The organism is Clostridium neonatale (genome assembly GCF_900465025.1).
Classification (GTDB): Bacteria; Bacillota; Clostridia; order Clostridiales; family Clostridiaceae; genus Clostridium; species Clostridium neonatale.
Window position 1 is genome coordinate 160,075 of sequence record NZ_UICR01000003.1, and the last position, 18,572, is coordinate 178,646.

The 18,572-nt window shown below is 24.8% G+C and carries 14 protein-coding genes and 1 pseudogene; 1 reads left to right on the plus strand and 14 read right to left on the minus strand.

Features of this window, described 5'->3' with window-relative positions; all coding sequences use genetic code 11:
* Positions 1 to 35: 35 nt before the first annotated feature.
* The 3 genes and pseudogenes from CNEONATNEC86_RS21675 to CNEONATNEC86_RS19055 form a co-directional block, all read right to left on the minus strand.
* A pseudogene (locus tag CNEONATNEC86_RS21675) lies at positions 36 to 377 on the minus strand (SIS domain-containing protein); the annotation flags it as partial.
* 21 nt (positions 378 to 398) lie between these two features.
* Entirely contained in the window at positions 399 to 764 is a 366-nt protein-coding gene (locus CNEONATNEC86_RS21680; protein ID WP_243145365.1) for a MurR/RpiR family transcriptional regulator, read from the minus strand.
* An 86-nt stretch (positions 765 to 850) separates the two neighbouring features.
* Positions 851 to 1,429 carry a Uma2 family endonuclease gene (locus CNEONATNEC86_RS19055; protein ID WP_159136649.1) on the minus strand — a complete coding sequence of 193 codons (579 nt, stop codon included), beginning with the start codon at positions 1,427 to 1,429 and terminating at the stop codon, positions 851 to 853.
* Positions 1,430 to 1,782: 353 nt separating this feature from the next.
* On the opposite strand from CNEONATNEC86_RS19055, the gene CNEONATNEC86_RS19060 reads away from it, so the two are divergent.
* Positions 1,783 to 2,343: a Uma2 family endonuclease gene (locus CNEONATNEC86_RS19060; RefSeq protein WP_159136650.1), complete on the plus strand. Its 561-nt coding sequence runs from the start codon at positions 1,783 to 1,785 to the stop codon at positions 2,341 to 2,343.
* Between the two features lie 466 nt (positions 2,344 to 2,809).
* Here CNEONATNEC86_RS19060 and CNEONATNEC86_RS19065 read toward each other — a convergent pair whose 3' ends face one another.
* The 11 genes from CNEONATNEC86_RS19065 to CNEONATNEC86_RS19115 form a co-directional block, all read right to left on the minus strand.
* Complete coding sequence (locus CNEONATNEC86_RS19065) at positions 2,810 to 3,367, minus strand: HAD family hydrolase (RefSeq protein ID WP_159136651.1); 558 nt, start codon at positions 3,365 to 3,367, stop codon at positions 2,810 to 2,812.
* Complete coding sequence (locus tag CNEONATNEC86_RS19070) at positions 3,367 to 5,310, minus strand: lysylphosphatidylglycerol synthase transmembrane domain-containing protein (protein WP_159136652.1); 1,944 nt, start codon at positions 5,308 to 5,310, stop codon at positions 3,367 to 3,369. The genes CNEONATNEC86_RS19065 and CNEONATNEC86_RS19070 overlap by 1 nt, the downstream gene beginning before the upstream one ends.
* Positions 5,310 to 6,053, minus strand: a complete 744-nt coding sequence (locus CNEONATNEC86_RS19075) for a glycosyltransferase family 2 protein (RefSeq protein WP_159136653.1) — start codon at positions 6,051 to 6,053, stop codon at positions 5,310 to 5,312. Before CNEONATNEC86_RS19075 ends, CNEONATNEC86_RS19070 begins: the two co-directional genes overlap by 1 nt.
* A gap of 28 nt (positions 6,054 to 6,081) precedes the next feature.
* A complete protein-coding gene (locus tag CNEONATNEC86_RS19080) occupies positions 6,082 to 7,101 on the minus strand; it encodes an NAD-dependent epimerase/dehydratase family protein (protein ID WP_159136654.1) in 1,020 nt (339 codons plus the stop codon).
* A gap of 34 nt (positions 7,102 to 7,135) precedes the next feature.
* Positions 7,136 to 7,870: a glycosyltransferase family 2 protein gene (locus CNEONATNEC86_RS19085; protein WP_159136655.1), complete on the minus strand. Its 735-nt coding sequence runs from the start codon at positions 7,868 to 7,870 to the stop codon at positions 7,136 to 7,138.
* A gap of 2 nt (positions 7,871 to 7,872) precedes the next feature.
* Positions 7,873 to 8,280 (minus strand): GtrA family protein, encoded by a 408-nt coding sequence (locus CNEONATNEC86_RS19090; RefSeq protein ID WP_159136656.1) that lies wholly within the window; start codon positions 8,278 to 8,280, stop codon positions 7,873 to 7,875.
* Between the two features lie 46 nt (positions 8,281 to 8,326).
* On the minus strand, positions 8,327 to 10,612 hold the full coding sequence (locus CNEONATNEC86_RS19095) for a hypothetical protein (protein WP_159136657.1): 2,286 nt from the start codon (positions 10,610 to 10,612) through the stop codon (positions 8,327 to 8,329).
* Between the two features lie 654 nt (positions 10,613 to 11,266).
* Positions 11,267 to 12,505, minus strand: coding sequence for a rhamnosyltransferase WsaF family glycosyltransferase (locus tag CNEONATNEC86_RS19100; RefSeq protein ID WP_159136658.1), 1,239 nt, complete (start codon positions 12,503 to 12,505; stop codon positions 11,267 to 11,269).
* A 14-nt stretch (positions 12,506 to 12,519) separates the two neighbouring features.
* Entirely contained in the window at positions 12,520 to 15,858 is a 3,339-nt protein-coding gene (locus tag CNEONATNEC86_RS19105; RefSeq protein ID WP_159136659.1) for a glycosyltransferase, read from the minus strand.
* Positions 15,858 to 17,090 carry an ABC transporter ATP-binding protein gene (locus CNEONATNEC86_RS19110; RefSeq protein ID WP_159136660.1) on the minus strand — a complete coding sequence of 411 codons (1,233 nt, stop codon included), beginning with the start codon at positions 17,088 to 17,090 and terminating at the stop codon, positions 15,858 to 15,860. Before CNEONATNEC86_RS19110 ends, CNEONATNEC86_RS19105 begins: the two co-directional genes overlap by 1 nt.
* Positions 17,091 to 17,103: 13 nt before the next feature.
* On the minus strand, positions 17,104 to 18,480 hold the full coding sequence (locus CNEONATNEC86_RS19115) for an ABC transporter permease (RefSeq protein ID WP_159136661.1): 1,377 nt from the start codon (positions 18,478 to 18,480) through the stop codon (positions 17,104 to 17,106).
* Positions 18,481 to 18,572 lie beyond the last annotated feature (92 nt).

The window sequence follows — 18,572 nt, forward strand, 5'->3', positions numbered from 1 at the left end:
GATTCAAAAAAAAATTTGTTTAGAATAAAAATATTCTAAACAAATTTTCTCTTAAATAATCGTTTACCTATGCTTTCAATAATGTACATTACAGGCATCTGCGTAGTCATATCATTCATGTTATGCTTGAGATAAGGAACGTAATATGAAATGTTATAATCTGAAATTTTAGCCAATGTACAATTTGTTTTATTGGTAATACTTATAACTTTACAATTTAAAGATTTTAGAGTATTAACGATTCTAATTGTTTGATCTATTTCACCTGAAACTGATAAAGCTATTACGGTACATTTTTCAAAAACATTTCCTTCAATTTGAAAGTATGGATCATCAATTGCTAAACTAAACTTTCCTGTACCAGGTAAATATCTTGCACCATATCTACATAATACTCCTTAAGTTCCCAGACCAACCCACAAGGTTCCATTAGAGTTTTCAATTATATTTACTATGTTTTCTATACTTTTCTGAAATTCTACTTCTTTATATTTTTTAAGACTATCGATGATTTCATCTAAGTCATCTTCTATATCTATATCCTTTTGGTCATCTAAATAAAGCTTAAATTTAACTTTAAATTCAGAATAACCATCACATTTCATTTTCTTACAAAATCTCAATACAGTTGTGGTTGAAACATGTGCATTATTTGCTAAATCCTTTATTGTCATTTTTAGTACTTCATGTGAATTTTGTATTATATAATTATACACCGAAAGTTCTAAATCGTTTAAACTTTGAATCTTTTCATAGTCAAACATAGCCTTATCACCTCTAATACTTGCATTTATTACTAATCTATCACATAAGATTCTTCAAGGCAAGGATAATACTTCCATATTAAAAGTTAATCATTCTCTTCTATCAATTCAACATCAGATAAATCTACTACTAAATCAGAAAATCTTATAGATTTGAATTTATCATTTAATGTACAACTATGTTTTAATTCATACTTATCATCAACTAATGAATAAATCCATACTTTTTTACTCATTGGTGATACAATCCAATATTCAGGTACTTCATATTTTTCATATAAATCCTTTTTTACGATCAAATCATCATCTGAATTTGAAGGACTTAAAACCTCAACAACTAATTGTGGAATCCCAATATATCCTCTATAAAAAATTTGTTCTTTATCACAGTAAACAGCAACATCTGGTGCTATTTCTGCTTTTTTAGATTTAACTAATTTATCTATTTTGTTCTTATCAGATTTTATATCACTAGGACTTTCTTTAGTTAAAAATAACGCTGCTTCAATTGAAACATTACATTTTTTCCTAAAATACTGTTTCAATTGTATATATACTTCTCCCTGTAATTCTATATGATTATATCTAGGTCTTGACGACATATATTTTACTGTATCTATCCACTCTTCTTTTTGAAGAAAATCTTCTTTAATATCTACTCCCATATACATTCCCACCTTGGTATTATAGTGTTTTCCTTAACTTTATGTATATTATATCCTATATTTACTCTTCTTAAAACAAAAATAATTGCATTTATCAAATTGATACATACTATTTAAAGTATATCCTTACAATAATTATAACAAGGATTTATCATAAGTGTTTTTTTATTTTATTCAGTTTTAAAATTATTCGAGTATTTTTGCACTATTATAGTTTAATTTCATTAGAAATACCATTATTTCTAGTTTATTATTAATAAATAGTAGTATATAATATAAATACAATGAAGTAATAGATATTTTATAGAACAGAAAATATAAATGTGAAAATATTCTATATGGAGGTGAATTTAATGAATATACCACACAATATAAATTCATATTATACCGAAACACAATTTGAAGAAATTCAATCTAAATTTGATGGAAAGGCTGAATATGAAAATGGTGAAATCGTATTATCTTCTAATACATCAATTAAACATAATTCTATAAAAGGAAGTATTCTAGCGTCATTAATTATGTATTTTAAAGGAACTAATTGCAAACCATACGATGAACAAATAGAAGTTATATTCAAAAATGAATCTGAACTCCATAAATATAAACCTGATGTTTTTGTTATGTGTGATAATCCTAAAAAGCAAGGTGAGAGCTTTATATCTCCTCCTAAAATTGTATTTGAAATAGTTTCTAGAAGTACTGCTAATCATGATTATATTACTAAACTTTATGTATATCAAAAATTTGGAGTTCTTGAGTATAACATTGTTGAACAAAATGGATTTATTGTTCAATATACTTTAATAGATGAGCAATACCAAATAACAAATACTTTTAAAAGTGGTGATGCATACAAAAGCAGTATATTTAAAGATTTAACTATAGATTTAAAAGAAATATTTGAAGATTAACTATTTTTTCTTCTAAGTTCAAATTTATCACTCCTTGTTTATATTATATCCCATAACATATTTTTCTTAAACAAAAAGCAGAGGAATTTAAAGCCCCCCTCGGAAAATTTGCCAAGGGGGGGCTTATTATGTATTTTATTATCTCATAGGTGATTATTAGGATTTTGCTCAAAAACTACTATAAATACATTACCCTAATATACTGTTTACTTTATCCATTATAGCCTCTTTAAATTTTTGTAACTTTTTCCATTTCTAAAGCTAACTGAAATACCTTTGGCTCTTCTGGATTTGGATATGGAGCTGTTAGAAAGTTTCTATCTGGCATTTCTTATTCCTTTACTCTCTTAAAATGATTTTATTTCTATTGGCTATATATGGATACTAATTGGTAAAAATTCAAATTATATTGATAGTCTTATTTTCTTTTTTATTTCTTTATTGTCTATTTGAATTCCTAAATATTTTAAAATTTATTTACTACAAATACATTAGCTTTACTATTTCTAGCTGCTTCTATTCCAACATAAGAATCTTCAAATATGATAGTTTCTTTTGGACTAATATTAAAATATTTCATAGCTTTTATAAATCCTTCTGGATCAGGCTTAACATTTTTTATGTCTTCATGCGATATAATTAAATCAAATAATTCTCTCTTATTAAAATATTCTAATATATCTAAACAATTTTTCTTCGAGGCAGTGGTGACAACTGCTAAATAATAGTCATTTTTTATTAACTCAATAATATTGAAGAGATGTTCATTAACTTTTGCTTTTCCTAAATTTTTTGAATATAAATCTTTTTTTAGTTTATGTATTTCTTCTAGTAAATTTTCATCATTATTAATTATTGGTGGCAAAAACTTCTTATAGCTTAGTCCATTACATTCTCTACAAAAATGTTCATATTCTAACTCATATCCATAATAATTTAATGCTGATGAATATGCTGCAAAATTAACATCTTCTGTATTAAATAGCGTGCCATCTAAATCAAAAATAGCTAATTTATTTTTCATTATTCTTTCTCCCCATATGTATTTATAACTTCATTAATTACTATTATTAATCCTGCATAAAACATAGCCACTCTTTTAGAATCCTTTTCTATTTTATATGGCATAAGTCTTAACCAATGTATTATTTCATGAAAGAATATACTCTTTACTTTATTATACGAGAATTTATTTTCTAAAAACTTCTTATATAATTCAAATAATTCATTATATGCTGCTGATTTTATGTATAGATAATTAATTTGATTCTTATTCACCTCTACTGTTTTAGTGTTCATTAAAAACTCGTATCCCCCATGTAAGGATTGTAAAAGCTTAGAATAATCCAAATTAGGCGAATCATGTACATTTCCTGTATTTGGATCAATTATATAATAATCTTTCTCTTTCTCAGATTCTCTTCTACATATTAAATTTTCAATAGTTAAATCACCATGTATATCTGAATACATATCATCTTTAAAAATATTATATAAATAATCAAATTTAAAATATTTTGAAAAATATTTTAAATTTTTATATCTCACACCGTTAATTATTAATTCATCATATTCTAAAAGATTTTTTAATCCTTTTGCTTTTGTAATCTTATCAATATTCTTTAACACTTTCGTTTCTATATAATTATGTATGGTGTCCTTATCAGCTTTTCTACTATTTATACAATACAGTTTATCTTCAAGTTCCCCTAAAGCTTCTCTCATAATATTCCAACTTTTATCTACAGACATTGAATGAATATAGTTGAAAAATCCAACACAAGAATTATCATACGGCATATCATAGTAACAATACCCTTTACCATTATCTTCAGAAATAATTTTAGGTAAAGTCAATACTTTTTCATGTTCATGCAACCATTTAATTTGATCATATAATTTTTCTCCATCAGCTCCAAAAGCATACTTTCTAAAAAAGGTTTGTTTTCCATCCGTACACAACATTGTAGTTGCATTTGATCCTGCTGAATAATCATGTATAATAGAAATATTACGATTTATTGATAAATATTTTCTAAAATATTCTCTATCTAAACCAGAAAAATACGCTTCTAAAAAAGCTAATTTTTCTTCTGAATTAATATGTGGTAACATTTTTATATATTTAGCATCAAATTCATCTTCTAATTTATCAGTTAATATATTTCTATTTTTACCATCAACTAATGATGTTATATATAAAATTACTAATGGAGTTAGTATATAGATACTTATAATTAAAGGAAATCTCACTACTAAATTATCAATATTTTGTGAAACCCCTATTGTTGACATGAATATATTACTGCTATTGAATAGTAAATTAAATACATCAACTAAATTTATATTTTCTTTAAAAGTCGATAAAAATAAGCTGAACAAATAATATGAAACTATATATAATCCCCACATACCTATAGTATTTATAGCTATCTTTTTTCTTTCTACTTTCTTATACATATCTTTAAATACAGATATAATAGACCAGAAAAAATATAATAAATTTAATTCTATATCATCATTAAATATTGAACTAATTTTTTTAGCTAATATTTTTAAATACTTATTATATTTTATAGCTAACACTGATAATATTAACAATATTATAGAAAAACCAAAGTAAAATAATACTGAATATAGTAATGAGTTATTATTTATATTGAATAGATAAAATAATATGAATAAAAAACCTACTACTATAACATCCAAATATTTATCTACTATTACGGTAGCAATAGAAAAACAAATACCATTTTTCATCTTTCTTCCAGATAAAATTGCTCTAACAATATCCCCTATACGTAATGGAAAACAAAAATTAAATAGATATCCGATTGTCAGTGATTTTAATAAATTATCATTTTTAGGCCTTTCATATATTTCTACAAATTGTCTCCATCTTAACATTTTAAAGTAATGTCCTAAAAATAATGCTATTATTGCAAAACTTAATGTTATTACTTCCATTATTTTAACCCCTCAAATCTATCTGACTTAACAGCTTCTTCATACTCTAATGGTGTACCAAAAGGCAAGTGATAATCAACATCAAAATTTCTAATTATGTATCCATTTTCAGCCATAACATTATATACACCACTTACAAAATATTCACTATAATCACATATTTCTAGATACTTTTTTGTGGATTCTATAAATATATCTTTACTCCTAAAATAATATGCTCCACAAATTGCATCATTACTGACAACCTTCTTTTCCACAGTTTTTATAACATTTCCATTTACATCACATTGTAAATAACTAAATTTAGGATCATCTGACTTAAATGTTAATAATCCTCCATCTAATTCTGTAAATTTACCACTATTACAATAATTATTAAATGATGAACATAAGAAAAGATGATCACAATCATTAAATATTATAGGTTTATCATTTTTTATATTTCTTAATCCTTCAATACATGTTAATACTGCACCATTTAAGACTTCCTTAATTATTTCAATTCTTGCCTCTGGAAAATACTTTAATATTTCTTTATCTATAGAAAATTTATCTATATGTTCTTGTAACACTACAAATGTTAAACTTTCTAATTCAACAAATTTTCTTATTGATTGTGTTGCCCAATAAAAGAATGGTCTATCTTTAATTTTTATTAACGGCTTAGGAACTTCAAATCCTTCTTTAGTAAATCTTGAACCTTTCCCTCCCATTGGCATAATTAAATTAATTTTAGTCTTCATTCTACATTCCCCTTTGCTTAATAAATTATTACTTTAAGTTTGATAATAACTCAATCTCATAATTAATAGAATTTCTTAAACCTTCTTCTATAGAAACTTTAGGTACCCAACCATACTCTTCTTTAGCATAAGTGTTATCACACAATGAATATTTATTTACTTCATGTTCTAAAATTTCATTCTTTATTGGATATTCACCACTGTATAATTCCGGATATTTATTCCAATACTTGTCTGATGTCATATATTCCGCTTTTATATTTTTATTCATTATTTTACATGCAATATCATATAATTCATTTACTGAATAGTTTGTATTTGAACATACATTAACACAGTCAAATCCTTTATGATTTTGAACTAAAATAGCCAAATCAATTAAATCATCGACATATATATAATCTCTTCTTTGCTTTCCATCTGAATGAAAAACTGGTACTCTATCATAAAATAATTCTCTTATCATATAACCTACAAATGGAGGTTGTTTTCTTAAACAATCTATATGTGGTCCATATACATTCGCAAATCTTAAACAAGTAACATTCATATCATATGTTTTGCAATAAGACTCACAAAAACGTTCTGCAACATATTTAGTATTTGGATATATTAATGTAGGTAATTCGAATCCTTCTTCCTTAGTTGGAAATTGAGTTACATTTTCATACATTGCATTAGTACTAGCAAATATAATTTTTTTCACCCCAAATTTGCGGGCATTTTCAAGTATATTTACTGTTCCTGTTACATTAACATCAATAGCTTCTTGTGGGTTAATTTGACAATCTGGTAATGGTGCTATTCCTGCAATATGGTAAACATATTCTACATCATTATTTTTAAAGATATCTTCTATTCCTTCTTTATCACGTATGTCCATTTTAATTATCTCATTATTAAAATCATGATCACTAAATACTAAATTATCCTTTGATCCATATGAAAAATTATCAATCAAAATTAATTCTGATCCTTGTTTCCATAATCTATATGCTAGTTGAGATCCTATAAATCCTGCTGCTCCTGTAATCAATACTTTACTCATAATTATCCTCCTTATACGATTAATATTATATTTATTAACTATTAACTTTTATGCTATAAATATATTTTTCTATTTTATTTCTTTTAATTTTTAAACTTGCTTTTATTATTCTCATACTTTGTTTTAATTTAGATAATAATCCTGTATTCCAAGATGATTTTCCTGCTTTTCTATCCCCTAAATTAATAGGTACTCTTATTATCTTCTTATTTATACTTTTTGCAATATAATATACATATAATTCAATTGCAAAATCTCTTGGTGGAAATTTTATATCTTTAATCATACTTCTATGGAAAATTACTGGAATTGCTCCAATATCATATAGTCTCTTTTTAAATAAGCATGTTTCAAAAATACTCATCCCAAACGTGAATAAATTATCTAGGAAAGGCCTATTTTTTCTTTTTCCTTTAATGAAAACATTCTCTGGATTTTCTTCTTTTTCCAAAACAGAAATAGCTTTCAATAAGTTACTTGGATCTAATTGCATATCCGCATGAATCCATCCGACAAATTCTCCATCTGCGCTTTCTAATCCTTTTAGCAGCCCATATCCATATCCTTGATTAATCTTAATATCAACTATCTTAATGTATGGATATTTTTTTGATTCTTTCTCCAAAACATATAGTGTTTTATCCATTGATCCATTATTAACCAATACAATTTGCATTTTTTTATTTTTATAAATTTCATCAAGCTTTGTGATTAATGGTACTATATTTTCCTCTTCATTATAACATGGAATTATAATAGAATATTTCATTATTAATCCTCCTTGACTATAAATACATAATATTTTTGTAACAAGAAATTTACAATCATAGCACATAATGTTGCAATAATAAATGAAATCAACTTTTCTTGCGTAATTTTATATATTATTGTGTTCGTTGTAACATTACATATTATATTAATTATTTGTACTATAATATATTTTAATATTAATATCAAACTCATATTTTTATTATATTGGAAAGTCCAATTCTTATTAATTATTAAAGAAATAATACATGCTATTGTTGTCGATATTATTTTTGATAATATGATATTAACTTCACTACTTAATATCATATATATGCATAAATCTATACTTGTACTTACAGAACCACTTAATATAAATTTAATTATTTTCTCATACCTATATAAATCTCTAAGATTAAATTTATTTATCATAATCACTATTCCTCATTATATTAAAATTTAATTTACTGAAGGTATTCTAATCTCCTTCTCTAGCTACATATAATGTGTTTTGTAAATATGCTGGCTCCCCATCTTCATAAGTAAACTCAACTTTATCTACATTCTCTAAAGGATTATCAATAATAAATCCTATGTATTGCCTGTACTCATCATTTGATTGCATTACTTCAGATATCTTATTGTTATTACTATCATACATAGTCATTATATATTTCCTATTTTTCAATTGATTTGTATATAAATATTTATTGGCATATATCGCTATGACACGTTTAGATTTATCGCCTACTTCTCTAATATCTACTTCATTATATATATTATTATCATTATTAATAGAGCTAACTGAACTATTTTTAGTTAAAAACCACCCTTCTGGTGCAACTCTTATACAATAAGTATCTTTATTTAAAGCTTTTGAATAACTTTTCCAATCACTATGACTTAATTCAGTATTGGTAAAATCCGCTACATTACTCAATTCATAATAGTTACAGTATATAACCATACCACATACAACTAGTATTATCTCAGCATAACTAATAAATTTATTACTAATATTAGGTCTTATCTTATCACTTATGTACTCTTTTAATATAAATAAATAAACAATAGAAATAAAAATAATTGATATATATGAAAAAATAAAATGTCTATTTTGATAAATAATAACGTTACTATTCCAATTTATATCACTTAGTGGATTGATACTTGCATTGCTAACCAAAGATAATCCACATTGAGCTATTCCTAGAACATATAAGATAAGTATAATTCTCCCATATATTTCATACTTATTTTTTCTATAAATCCAATACATTGATGAGCTTATACTAAATAACAAAACTAACATTAAAAATAAATTAATCATATATGGATAATTCAGATTATTTTTTCTTATAAACACAGAATATACTATTTGAATAAAATAATATATTGTTTTTTCTATTAATTCAAATATAGGCGGAGTCGATATGTCTCCTAAATTTGTTCCTCCAATTAATGATGTACTATTAAGTTTTTTTATTACTAGCGATAATAATCCCTCTAAAAAGGAACTTACTGCTATTATAATTAAGTAATTTCGCTTTCTTATATCTAGCTGTTTCAAAAATAAAATCAAAGTAATTATAGCTGTAGGAAATAAAATAACATAACTCATTTTAGATAAACATATTATTACAGTTAATAAGCATAACATTATATATTTTACTTTATTCATTTGCTTCATATCATATAAACATGAACCTATTATAAAAACTATTGCAAAATAAGATATTCCAATAAAAGCTCTAAATTCACCATCAAATAAAAAAACTCCCACAAAAATTGATAGAAGTACTCTAGACAAATCTGAAAAATACCTTCTAAAATATTTTAAACAAAATATTGAAGAACATGCTGCCGAAAATACTAAAGCACACAGTTGAGTGAATAAAATATAATTTTTTCCTAAAGAAAGTAGCTTTACAGAAATTGTTGATAGTAATGCATTAAATAGTGATATATAAAGTCCGCCTTCTAAAGCTGTTAAATTTTTTATTACACTTTCTTCACTTGCTAATTTATAAAAATGTACTGCTGATTCTGCCCATGCTTCAGCTTTGAATGTTAATGTTGGATATTTAAATGATGTTGCCAAAGCAATTATTATCATTGTAAAAATGAAAATATATTCTTTTGAATCATTGTAAGCCATACTATAAGCTAATATTCCTATAAAAATAAATATAAGAGCTAATATAACTATTCTATATTCATGATCTAGACTCTTTGTATATTCTTCATATGTTATACATAGAGGACCTTGCAAATCTTCTCCATTCAATTTAGCTTTTGGCAAATCAGATATATTATCAGAACCCACGAAATTAAAATATATTGATTTACCTGCGTCAGTATCTATACTTTTAATTTTAATTGTTGCTATTCCATTTTTAAATTTGGAATAATCCATATTTAAATCAATATTTACCCAATCTCCTATTGAGTTTATATTAAATTTTTGAGATTCTACTATATTATTTTGAGAGATAGATATTTCAACTGTTCCTTCATTAATTGCTCTAGCTCCATTTGCTACTAATAGTGAAACTTTTTTTAATCCTTTATCTATAACTATATCTTGAGTAATTGAATCTCCAGCTAATATTTCATATGAATTAACATCAACCTGCGGAACTGTTATAGTTTTAGTATCACTTTCTATTAATAATATTGTTAGTGGTAATATTATAATAAAAGAAAGAATACTATATACTAATGCTAGTTTTAAAAATTTATTATTAATACTATGTAAATTCATTTTTTGAGCACGACTCCTTTTCACAATAAAATACATTTTAACTTTTTAAAACAAAAATATTCTTTATTATAATCTCCAATTCAGATTATAATATAAATTACCTGTTAAAGCTTTTTCTCAACCTTTTTAACATATCAATTTCATTCATGAATATGTCTATTTTCTATGTAACATCATCATATACAGATATATTAACAATAATATATAAATCAAAAGTTAAAATTTTAAATAAAAAGAAACATGATAAAGTTTAAAATTAGCTTATAACAATCTATTATAAAAATAAAAATCATATTAAAAATAATTTGATTATTTTGTTATATTTACGCTACTACAATAGCATATTCAGTACAATATTTTAGTAATAATTGTTATTATAAATTTAATAACTAGATAATAATTACAATGTATTTATTCTAAATATAGAATAGCTTATGAATATGAAGTTGCATTTGAAATTTACAAAAAACTATTGTAAAACAAAATATTTTCATTATTATTGTAAAGTTCATATATTAAAAATTTAATGCCTAAAACTAATAATTAAACTTTCATTGTTTTCATAATATTCATTATTATTTTTGATATTATTACTTCCCATTAAAGTTATTGAATAAATAATTATTCAATTTTAAATTTTTTATATAGATTAGACTAAATTTTTATATCTTTTATGAAACTAAATGCTTGAATATTCTCAACATAATTTTCATTAAACTTGCAATTATCTACAGCTTCTTTATATTTACCAACAATTCCTATCAATTCATTAGTTATAATATCAGGACTTAAGCTGTTTAATGAAATAATATTATCATTAAAATTACTTATATCTTTATTTGCATAACTATTTGTAATTACCTGCATACCAAAAGTAGACATTTCTAAAGGTGGATAACTTGGATGTGGCGAAATCATAAGTGAAATTCCAACATAAGATTCCGCCATTAAATTAGCATATTCTTCCAGAGTTAATTTTCCTAAAGATTCTATTTTTATTCCATTACCTAAGTTTACTTCTGGATGTTTTTCTCCTACAGAATATATCCTCCATTCTCTCGCATCTGGTTGTTTCCATACCCAAAGTCTAAGTGATTCTGCTATTAATTCAAATGCATTTCTTTGTACTGATGGTCTTCCATATATAAGTATTTGCTTTTTCTTTTTAAATGTTTTAAATGTTAGTAATATATTTTTTAATCCTTCATTTAGAGTTGGCTCAAATGAATATTCTTCACAAAATTTATAATTATTTATATTAAAATATTCCTTTAGTAATTTTGTATTAAAAATTGCTATTTGTGGTAATTCACTTCTATATGTGCTATCTGCCAATGCATATCTACTCGACCATGCGTAAAAACCTGGTTCAAAATCTTGAATAAAATAAATGGATTTCTTAACTTCATTTTTATATTCTTCTGATTGCCATTTTATTAGATTATGTGCTGCATATGCAGTCCACCAAGCAGTTGACATAAATATATCATTTTCACCTATAGGTATTGTCTTATTATATCTATCATTAAAAACTACCACTTGATAATCTTTTTTTTCATCTTCATTAGCATTTACTAAACTATAATTTTTAAAGTGAATCATATCATCATATGATGGTGATGCATCGGTAGTTATAATTCTTCTTTTACATCCTAATGAATCTGCTAACTGTTCATAAAATTTTATTGCAGTTGAAATTCCACCAAATATATGCTCTTGATTAATGGATGGTACTAATAAATTTAACCTTTTTTCCGACATCTCACTTTTTCTTGCGCATAATGGTGTTATTTCCCCTATATTAGAATTAAATGAAACCTTATTATTAATTTCTCTACATACTTTCTCAACATTTTTATTTTTTTTTATTATTTTTTTTATACTATCTATCATACAATTTTCCTCTCTTACCCTTTTATTCTTGGAGATGTACTTTCAAGATCAAGTTGTGAATTATAATATGGATCTCCATTTTCTAAATATTCATGATAATGAATCTTAGACATTTCAAAGTCAATTGGTGGAATATATGAATCTCTTGATTTAGATTCTAAATGATACAATCTTACTTTTGAATTATAAACATTGTTTAAATTATATTTTCTAGCTCTTAAAGAAATTTCTACATCACTTCCACATATTATAAATTTCTCATCAAATCCTCCAATTTTTTCTATCACCTTCTTAGATATTGTTAAACATGCGCCTGTAGATGCTAATACATTTCTATTAACCATTGGTGATACATATGGTGAACCAAAATGTACAGGTTCCATTCCTTTAAATACATGATCTGCCCAACCTCCCATGCCTAAAACAACTCCTGCATGCTGAATTGTTCCATCTTCATATAAAAGTAGTGCACCAACAGTTCCAACATCTTCTCTCATTGCATTTTCAGCTAATCGTCTTAGCCAATCTGGACTAATTATAATTGTATCATTGTTTAAAAATACATATACATCACCATTTGCTTCTTTAATACCATGATTATTAAGCTTTGACCAATTAAATTCATAGAATGCATCAATTACTCTTACATTAGAATATTTATCTTGAATGTATTCAAACCACTCATATGTTTCATCTTCTGAGGAATTATTATTTAATATTATTATTTCATAATTTGAATAACTTGTTTTAGATAGTATGCTTTCTACGCATGGTTTTAGTAATTCTAATTTATCTTTTGTTGGAATTATAATTGATACTTTTACTGCCTCTTCTTTTAATCCAAATCTTGCATCATAAACAAATAAATGATCTGTTTCATTTGCATATGCATCATTTCCATATTTCTTCTTTAAATGTTCATCCAATGCTTTTAGTCCTGCTATATGAGCATATGGTTTTGAATTTGGATTCATAGCTGTTGAACTTGGAATTTCTCTCCATGAGTACAATACTTTAGGTATATGATATATATTTTGTGTTATTTCACTCATTCTTAGCATTAAATCGTAGTCTTGGCTTCCATTAAACTGACTTCTAAAGCCATCTACTTTATCAAATATTTCTTTTTTTATAATTAGTAGATGACAGATATACATTTGTGAATATAATAAATCAGGAGACCAATCTGGTTTTAAAAATGGAAATCTTCTAACCCCATCTAGAGTAATCTTATCTTCATCAGAATATAGAATATCAGGTTTCTTTTCATTAATAGCAGTAGCTATATGATATAATGCCTCTTCTCTCATTTCATCATCATTATCCATAAGTATTAAGTATTCACCAGTTGCCATTTTAGCTGCACTATTAGATGCATATGATATCCCTTTATTTTCTTCCAATATTAATTTTTTAATTTTGTCATCTTTTATATTTTTTATATATTCTATTGTTTCATTCTTTGTAGAGTTATCATCTACAATACATATCTCCCAATATGGATATGTTTGATTAATCACAGAATTTATTGCTTTATCTAACCATTTTATATCGACATTATATACAGGCATAATTATTGAAAATTTAGGTTTATAACTAAATTTCTCAATTCTATTATTTATTTCTTCAATTGATATTTCTTCTTTTTGAATATTTTGTTTATTCTCATAATTTGAATTTCCCTCTAATGAAAGTTTTTTTCCTTTAATTTTAGCTCTTACACCTTGTATCCCTGATTTTTTTAATTCTGATAGTCCTTTAAAAATAAGTTTTGGATTTTTAAAAATCCAATATACTAAAGAAGTTTTTTTTATCCCTATTCTTTTTAATATCTTTTTAATTCTTCCTTTTAGAGTAAGTTCTTTACATACTACTTCTAACTTACTTATATGTTCTAGTGTTGTATTTAAATATTTTTCAATATTTTCTTTTTCTTCGCTAATGTCTCTAAAAATTTTCATATCTTCTATCAAAATATTATTTTCAGCTTCTAATTTATTACTTAAATTATACAATCTCTCATTCTCTTTAAACAATTCTTCTAGTAATATAATTGTATTAATGTCTTTTGTGATATACTCAATTTTTATCAATATTTTACTCAAATTGTTTATATTTTCATTGTTTTCAATTAATATCTGAGGATCACTAACCTTAAATATATAAATATCGTCTTTTAATATTCTTTCTCCATTTGTTTTTACATTTTTAGAAAAATCAATAATTTCACCATTACTTAATATACCTTGCAATAATAAAATTTTAATAGCACACTGATTCACACTCGGGTCAATGCGTATTCCTTTGAGATTATTTAGTTTTTTTATTTCTAGTTCCTTATAAAAAATATTCCTATTTTCATTTAGTTGTAAAATTATACTTTTTTCTTCATTATAGCTATCTTCATCCCTTATATATATCTGTACATAATCTTTTTCTTTTTTTATGCTTAATTCTTCTAATTTATTAAACATTACCGTCTCTTTTTCATTGATAAAATTTTTTAAAATTGTAACTATATCATTTTTATCTTGTTTTAATAATTTATTATTAAACAGTATATTAAATTCGTCTTCTAATTCGTTTAGCTTTTCAAGATTCTCTTGTGGTATTTTTGAATGTTTAAATTCTGTAGTATTCATATTTATATTTTGCTTATAACCTATTATAAATTTTCTATAACTATTATAATCATAATCATATGGCTCTATATACTGATTATAATATTCATCTATATACATTCTATAGTTTCCTAATTCATTATCTATTACTGATAAAAAATGTATTCTAGTTAGTTTTTCCCAAATCCTCAAATCTCCATGTTCATAAACATAATATGGAATTTTCATTGCTTCAAGGTTTTTTTTAGTTGTTTCTAGCATAGGTAAAGTATTTTCTATATGTTCTTGAAGCCATCTATATTCTGTATTATAAATGACTTTAAATAGCTCATTTAATCTTTTTTCTGATGCCTCTACTTCTTGTGAATAAAATGGTGCTGCCACTATAAAACATATTTTGCTAACTCTATATAATTCTTTTATAAATTTTTCTCTTTTTTCTATAGGAATATGTTCATATACGTCTAATGCAATAACAATATCATATTCATTATCTTTAAAAGACATATCCGTAGCATCCCCTAGTACATATTTAGGGTTGTTTAATAAATTTTTAGGTAATTCTATATCTAGGTAAGTTATATCATCATTAGGAAGAAATTTTTCCAACATTTGGTGTTCATTTGCACCAACTTCTAAAATCTTAAATACTCTTTTTTCTCCATCTCTTACCAATTCAATTAATTTTTTAGTGTTATTATATCTTTGATACTGGTCAAAAGGTACCCTCATTATTTAATTACCTCCCATTCATGATCTATAAATACTTTTCCTTCTGAAAAATAATTCTTATTAGTTATTAATAATCTTTTTATATCTGTCTTATAGTCAATACATACAATTCCTTCATTATTAAAAATACCTACATCTAAACTATAACTTCCACCCAGCAAAGGAACTTTAGGTATTATATACTTAATTCTATGCTTACCATATTTATTAGGTATATCTACTTTATCTAAATAGGAATTAGGTCCAAAAATATATTGTCTATCAGGTGTATATAATGCTACTCCTATTAAAAGTCCAAGTATTTCCTTCTCATACACATCATAATCAATTGTTACTTCTAATCTATCAAAAGTTTCGATTCCCAATAAATTACAATCAATCTTAGTAATTCTAGCTAATACATCTTTTGAAGGTCTAATAATATTTTCTTCTTTTTCTATTTCTTCTACCTTTTCCAGTTCAAATTCTTCCTTATCAATAGTACCTTTTATCTTCTCACCTTGAATCATATATGCTTCATACTTATCTACTATTGCACTCGACTCTCCTATATCAATTACTTCCCCACTATCTATCCATATTGCACGATTACAAAACCTCTTTACTTGTTCTGTTGCATGAGAAACAAAAAGAACTGTAGTGCCACTATCTTTTAATTCCTTCATTTTATCAATACACTTTATTTGAAATCTAGTATCTCCTACTGCCAATGCTTCATCAACTATTAGAATGTCAGGTTCTACATTTATAGCTACTGCAAATGCTAATCTAGCAAACATTCCACTAGAATATGTTTTTACTGGTTGATTTATAAAATCTCCTATATCAGCAAAATCAATTATTTCATTTAACCTATCTTGCATTTGAATTTTCGAATATCCCATCATTGTACCATTTAAATAAATATTTTCAATTCCTGTATACTCTGGATTAAATCCTGCTCCCAATTCTAGTATCGCTGATATTTTTCCATTTACTATTTTTGTTCCATCTGTTGGTGAGAGCACCCCTGTAAGTATTTTTAATAAAGTTGATTTTCCAGATCCATTTTTTCCTAATATCCCTACTGCTTCACCCTTATCAACTTGAAAGCTAATATTCCTAAGAGCATAATGTTCTTTATAATAATTTTTTTTTGTTAAACTTAATGATTCTTTTAACCTATCTATGGGCTTATTATATAATCTATAGACTTTACTTAAATTTTCTATACTAATTGCTATATTTGACATATGTTATCTCCTTTTAAAGTACATCTGCAAAGTGTGGCTTTAACCTCCTAAAAATTGTAGTTCCTAAAATAAATATAAATGATATTAACACCCAAAAATATACTGTTTGGAAATATCTTTGAAAAAACCAAACATGATTTATAAATGTATCCCTATATCCTTCTGCTATATAGTACATTGGGTTCAATTTTACTATCCACTGAAATTGTTTTGGAACTATTGTATAACTCCACATTATTGGTGTCATCCACATTCCAATTTGTAAAAATATATTAATTATTTGTCCAAGATCCTTAAAAAATATTACTATTGCACTTGTCGCATATGATATAGCAAGTATCATACAAAATGTACAAAATGAATAATATATTAATTGTATTGTATACTGTGATGGATAAAAACCATATATTGCACAAACAAAAAATAAAAATCCTATGAACACTAAATGTACAAATAAAGCTGATATTATTTTCACTATTGGAAGTATACTTATTTTAAATACTACTTTTTTAACTAAATAGCTATACTCAAGCATACAATTTGTAGCATTAATTAATGCTTCTTGAAAGAAAAACCAGGGTATAATTCCTGATACTAACCATACTACAAATGGCACTCCTTCCATTGGCGATCCTGCTTTTAATCCAAATTCAAACACAAACCAATATACTAATATAGTTACTATTGGCTGCACAAAAGCCCATGTTATTCCTAAATATGATCCTGCATATTTTGTCTTAAAATCATTTTTAGATAAATTCCATATAAGTGTCTTATTATTTTTTAATTCTTGAATTATTGCAGCAAGACTTCTTGATTTTTTTACAAGCATGAATCCTAATATATCTATAACTATACAAATAAATATCTTTAGTATATTATTTATGATATTTTCATGTTTAAGAAGGCTTAAAACCATATCTGAATCCAAGTTATATATTATATACGGATCATTGCCTGCAGTTTCTATGTTTAAACCATTTCCTGTATCCTGTATTTTCTCTATTTCATTCTGATTATTATTATCTAATAATTTACTAATATCTATAGCCATATTTTTTCCAAAATATGATAATTTAATATCATATATATTTATATTAGAAGATTGATTACCAAGATCCAATCTTAGTACTTTAGTATCTTTAGGGATTGCATACTTTAGTGTTTCTTGAATATTAGCATGAGTATAGATCTTTTTTTGAGATTGTTCCTCTACCCATGATGAATTATTTCCATAAAACACTTGATAAGTATCTTGTTTATCAGATATTAATCTATAACTTAAAGTTATATTGTTACTTTCTAGATTGCAATAATTAAATACCAATAGATTTGATACAATAATTAAAAATAGCAATATTATTAATTTTATAAATTTTCTTTTTCTCATACTCATATCACTTTCTATATTAAAATTTATTTCTTATTTGATACTATTTCCTCTACTATTTTAATTATTAAACAATAAAGTTACTAAATTAT

What these genes read in the sequence shown, in the direction of transcription:
- CNEONATNEC86_RS21680 (WP_243145365.1), bottom strand. Translation starts at nt 764, where the DNA reads ATGTTTGACTATGAAAAGATTCAAAGTTTAAACGATTTAGAACTTTCG.
- CNEONATNEC86_RS19080 (WP_159136654.1), bottom strand. Translation starts at nt 7,101, where the DNA reads ATGAGTAAAGTATTGATTACAGGAGCAGCAGGATTTATAGGATCTCAA.
- CNEONATNEC86_RS19055 (WP_159136649.1), bottom strand. Translation starts at nt 1,429, where the DNA reads ATGGGAGTAGATATTAAAGAAGATTTTCTTCAAAAAGAAGAGTGGATA.
- CNEONATNEC86_RS19115 (WP_159136661.1), bottom strand. Translation starts at nt 18,480, where the DNA reads ATGAGAAAAAGAAAATTTATAAAATTAATAATATTGCTATTTTTAATT.
- CNEONATNEC86_RS19095 (WP_159136657.1), bottom strand. Translation starts at nt 10,612, where the DNA reads ATGAATTTACATAGTATTAATAATAAATTTTTAAAACTAGCATTAGTA.
- CNEONATNEC86_RS19100 (WP_159136658.1), bottom strand. Translation starts at nt 12,505, where the DNA reads ATGATAGATAGTATAAAAAAAATAATAAAAAAAAATAAAAATGTTGAG.
- CNEONATNEC86_RS19070 (WP_159136652.1), bottom strand. Translation starts at nt 5,310, where the DNA reads ATGGAAGTAATAACATTAAGTTTTGCAATAATAGCATTATTTTTAGGA.
- CNEONATNEC86_RS19060 (WP_159136650.1), top strand. Translation starts at nt 1,783, where the DNA reads ATGAATATACCACACAATATAAATTCATATTATACCGAAACACAATTT.
- CNEONATNEC86_RS19065 (WP_159136651.1), bottom strand. Translation starts at nt 3,367, where the DNA reads ATGAAAAATAAATTAGCTATTTTTGATTTAGATGGCACGCTATTTAAT.
- CNEONATNEC86_RS19090 (WP_159136656.1), bottom strand. Translation starts at nt 8,280, where the DNA reads ATGATAAATAAATTTAATCTTAGAGATTTATATAGGTATGAGAAAATA.
- CNEONATNEC86_RS19075 (WP_159136653.1), bottom strand. Translation starts at nt 6,053, where the DNA reads ATGAAGACTAAAATTAATTTAATTATGCCAATGGGAGGGAAAGGTTCA.
- CNEONATNEC86_RS19085 (WP_159136655.1), bottom strand. Translation starts at nt 7,870, where the DNA reads ATGAAATATTCTATTATAATTCCATGTTATAATGAAGAGGAAAATATA.
- CNEONATNEC86_RS19105 (WP_159136659.1), bottom strand. Translation starts at nt 15,858, where the DNA reads ATGAGGGTACCTTTTGACCAGTATCAAAGATATAATAACACTAAAAAA.
- CNEONATNEC86_RS19110 (WP_159136660.1), bottom strand. Translation starts at nt 17,090, where the DNA reads ATGTCAAATATAGCAATTAGTATAGAAAATTTAAGTAAAGTCTATAGA.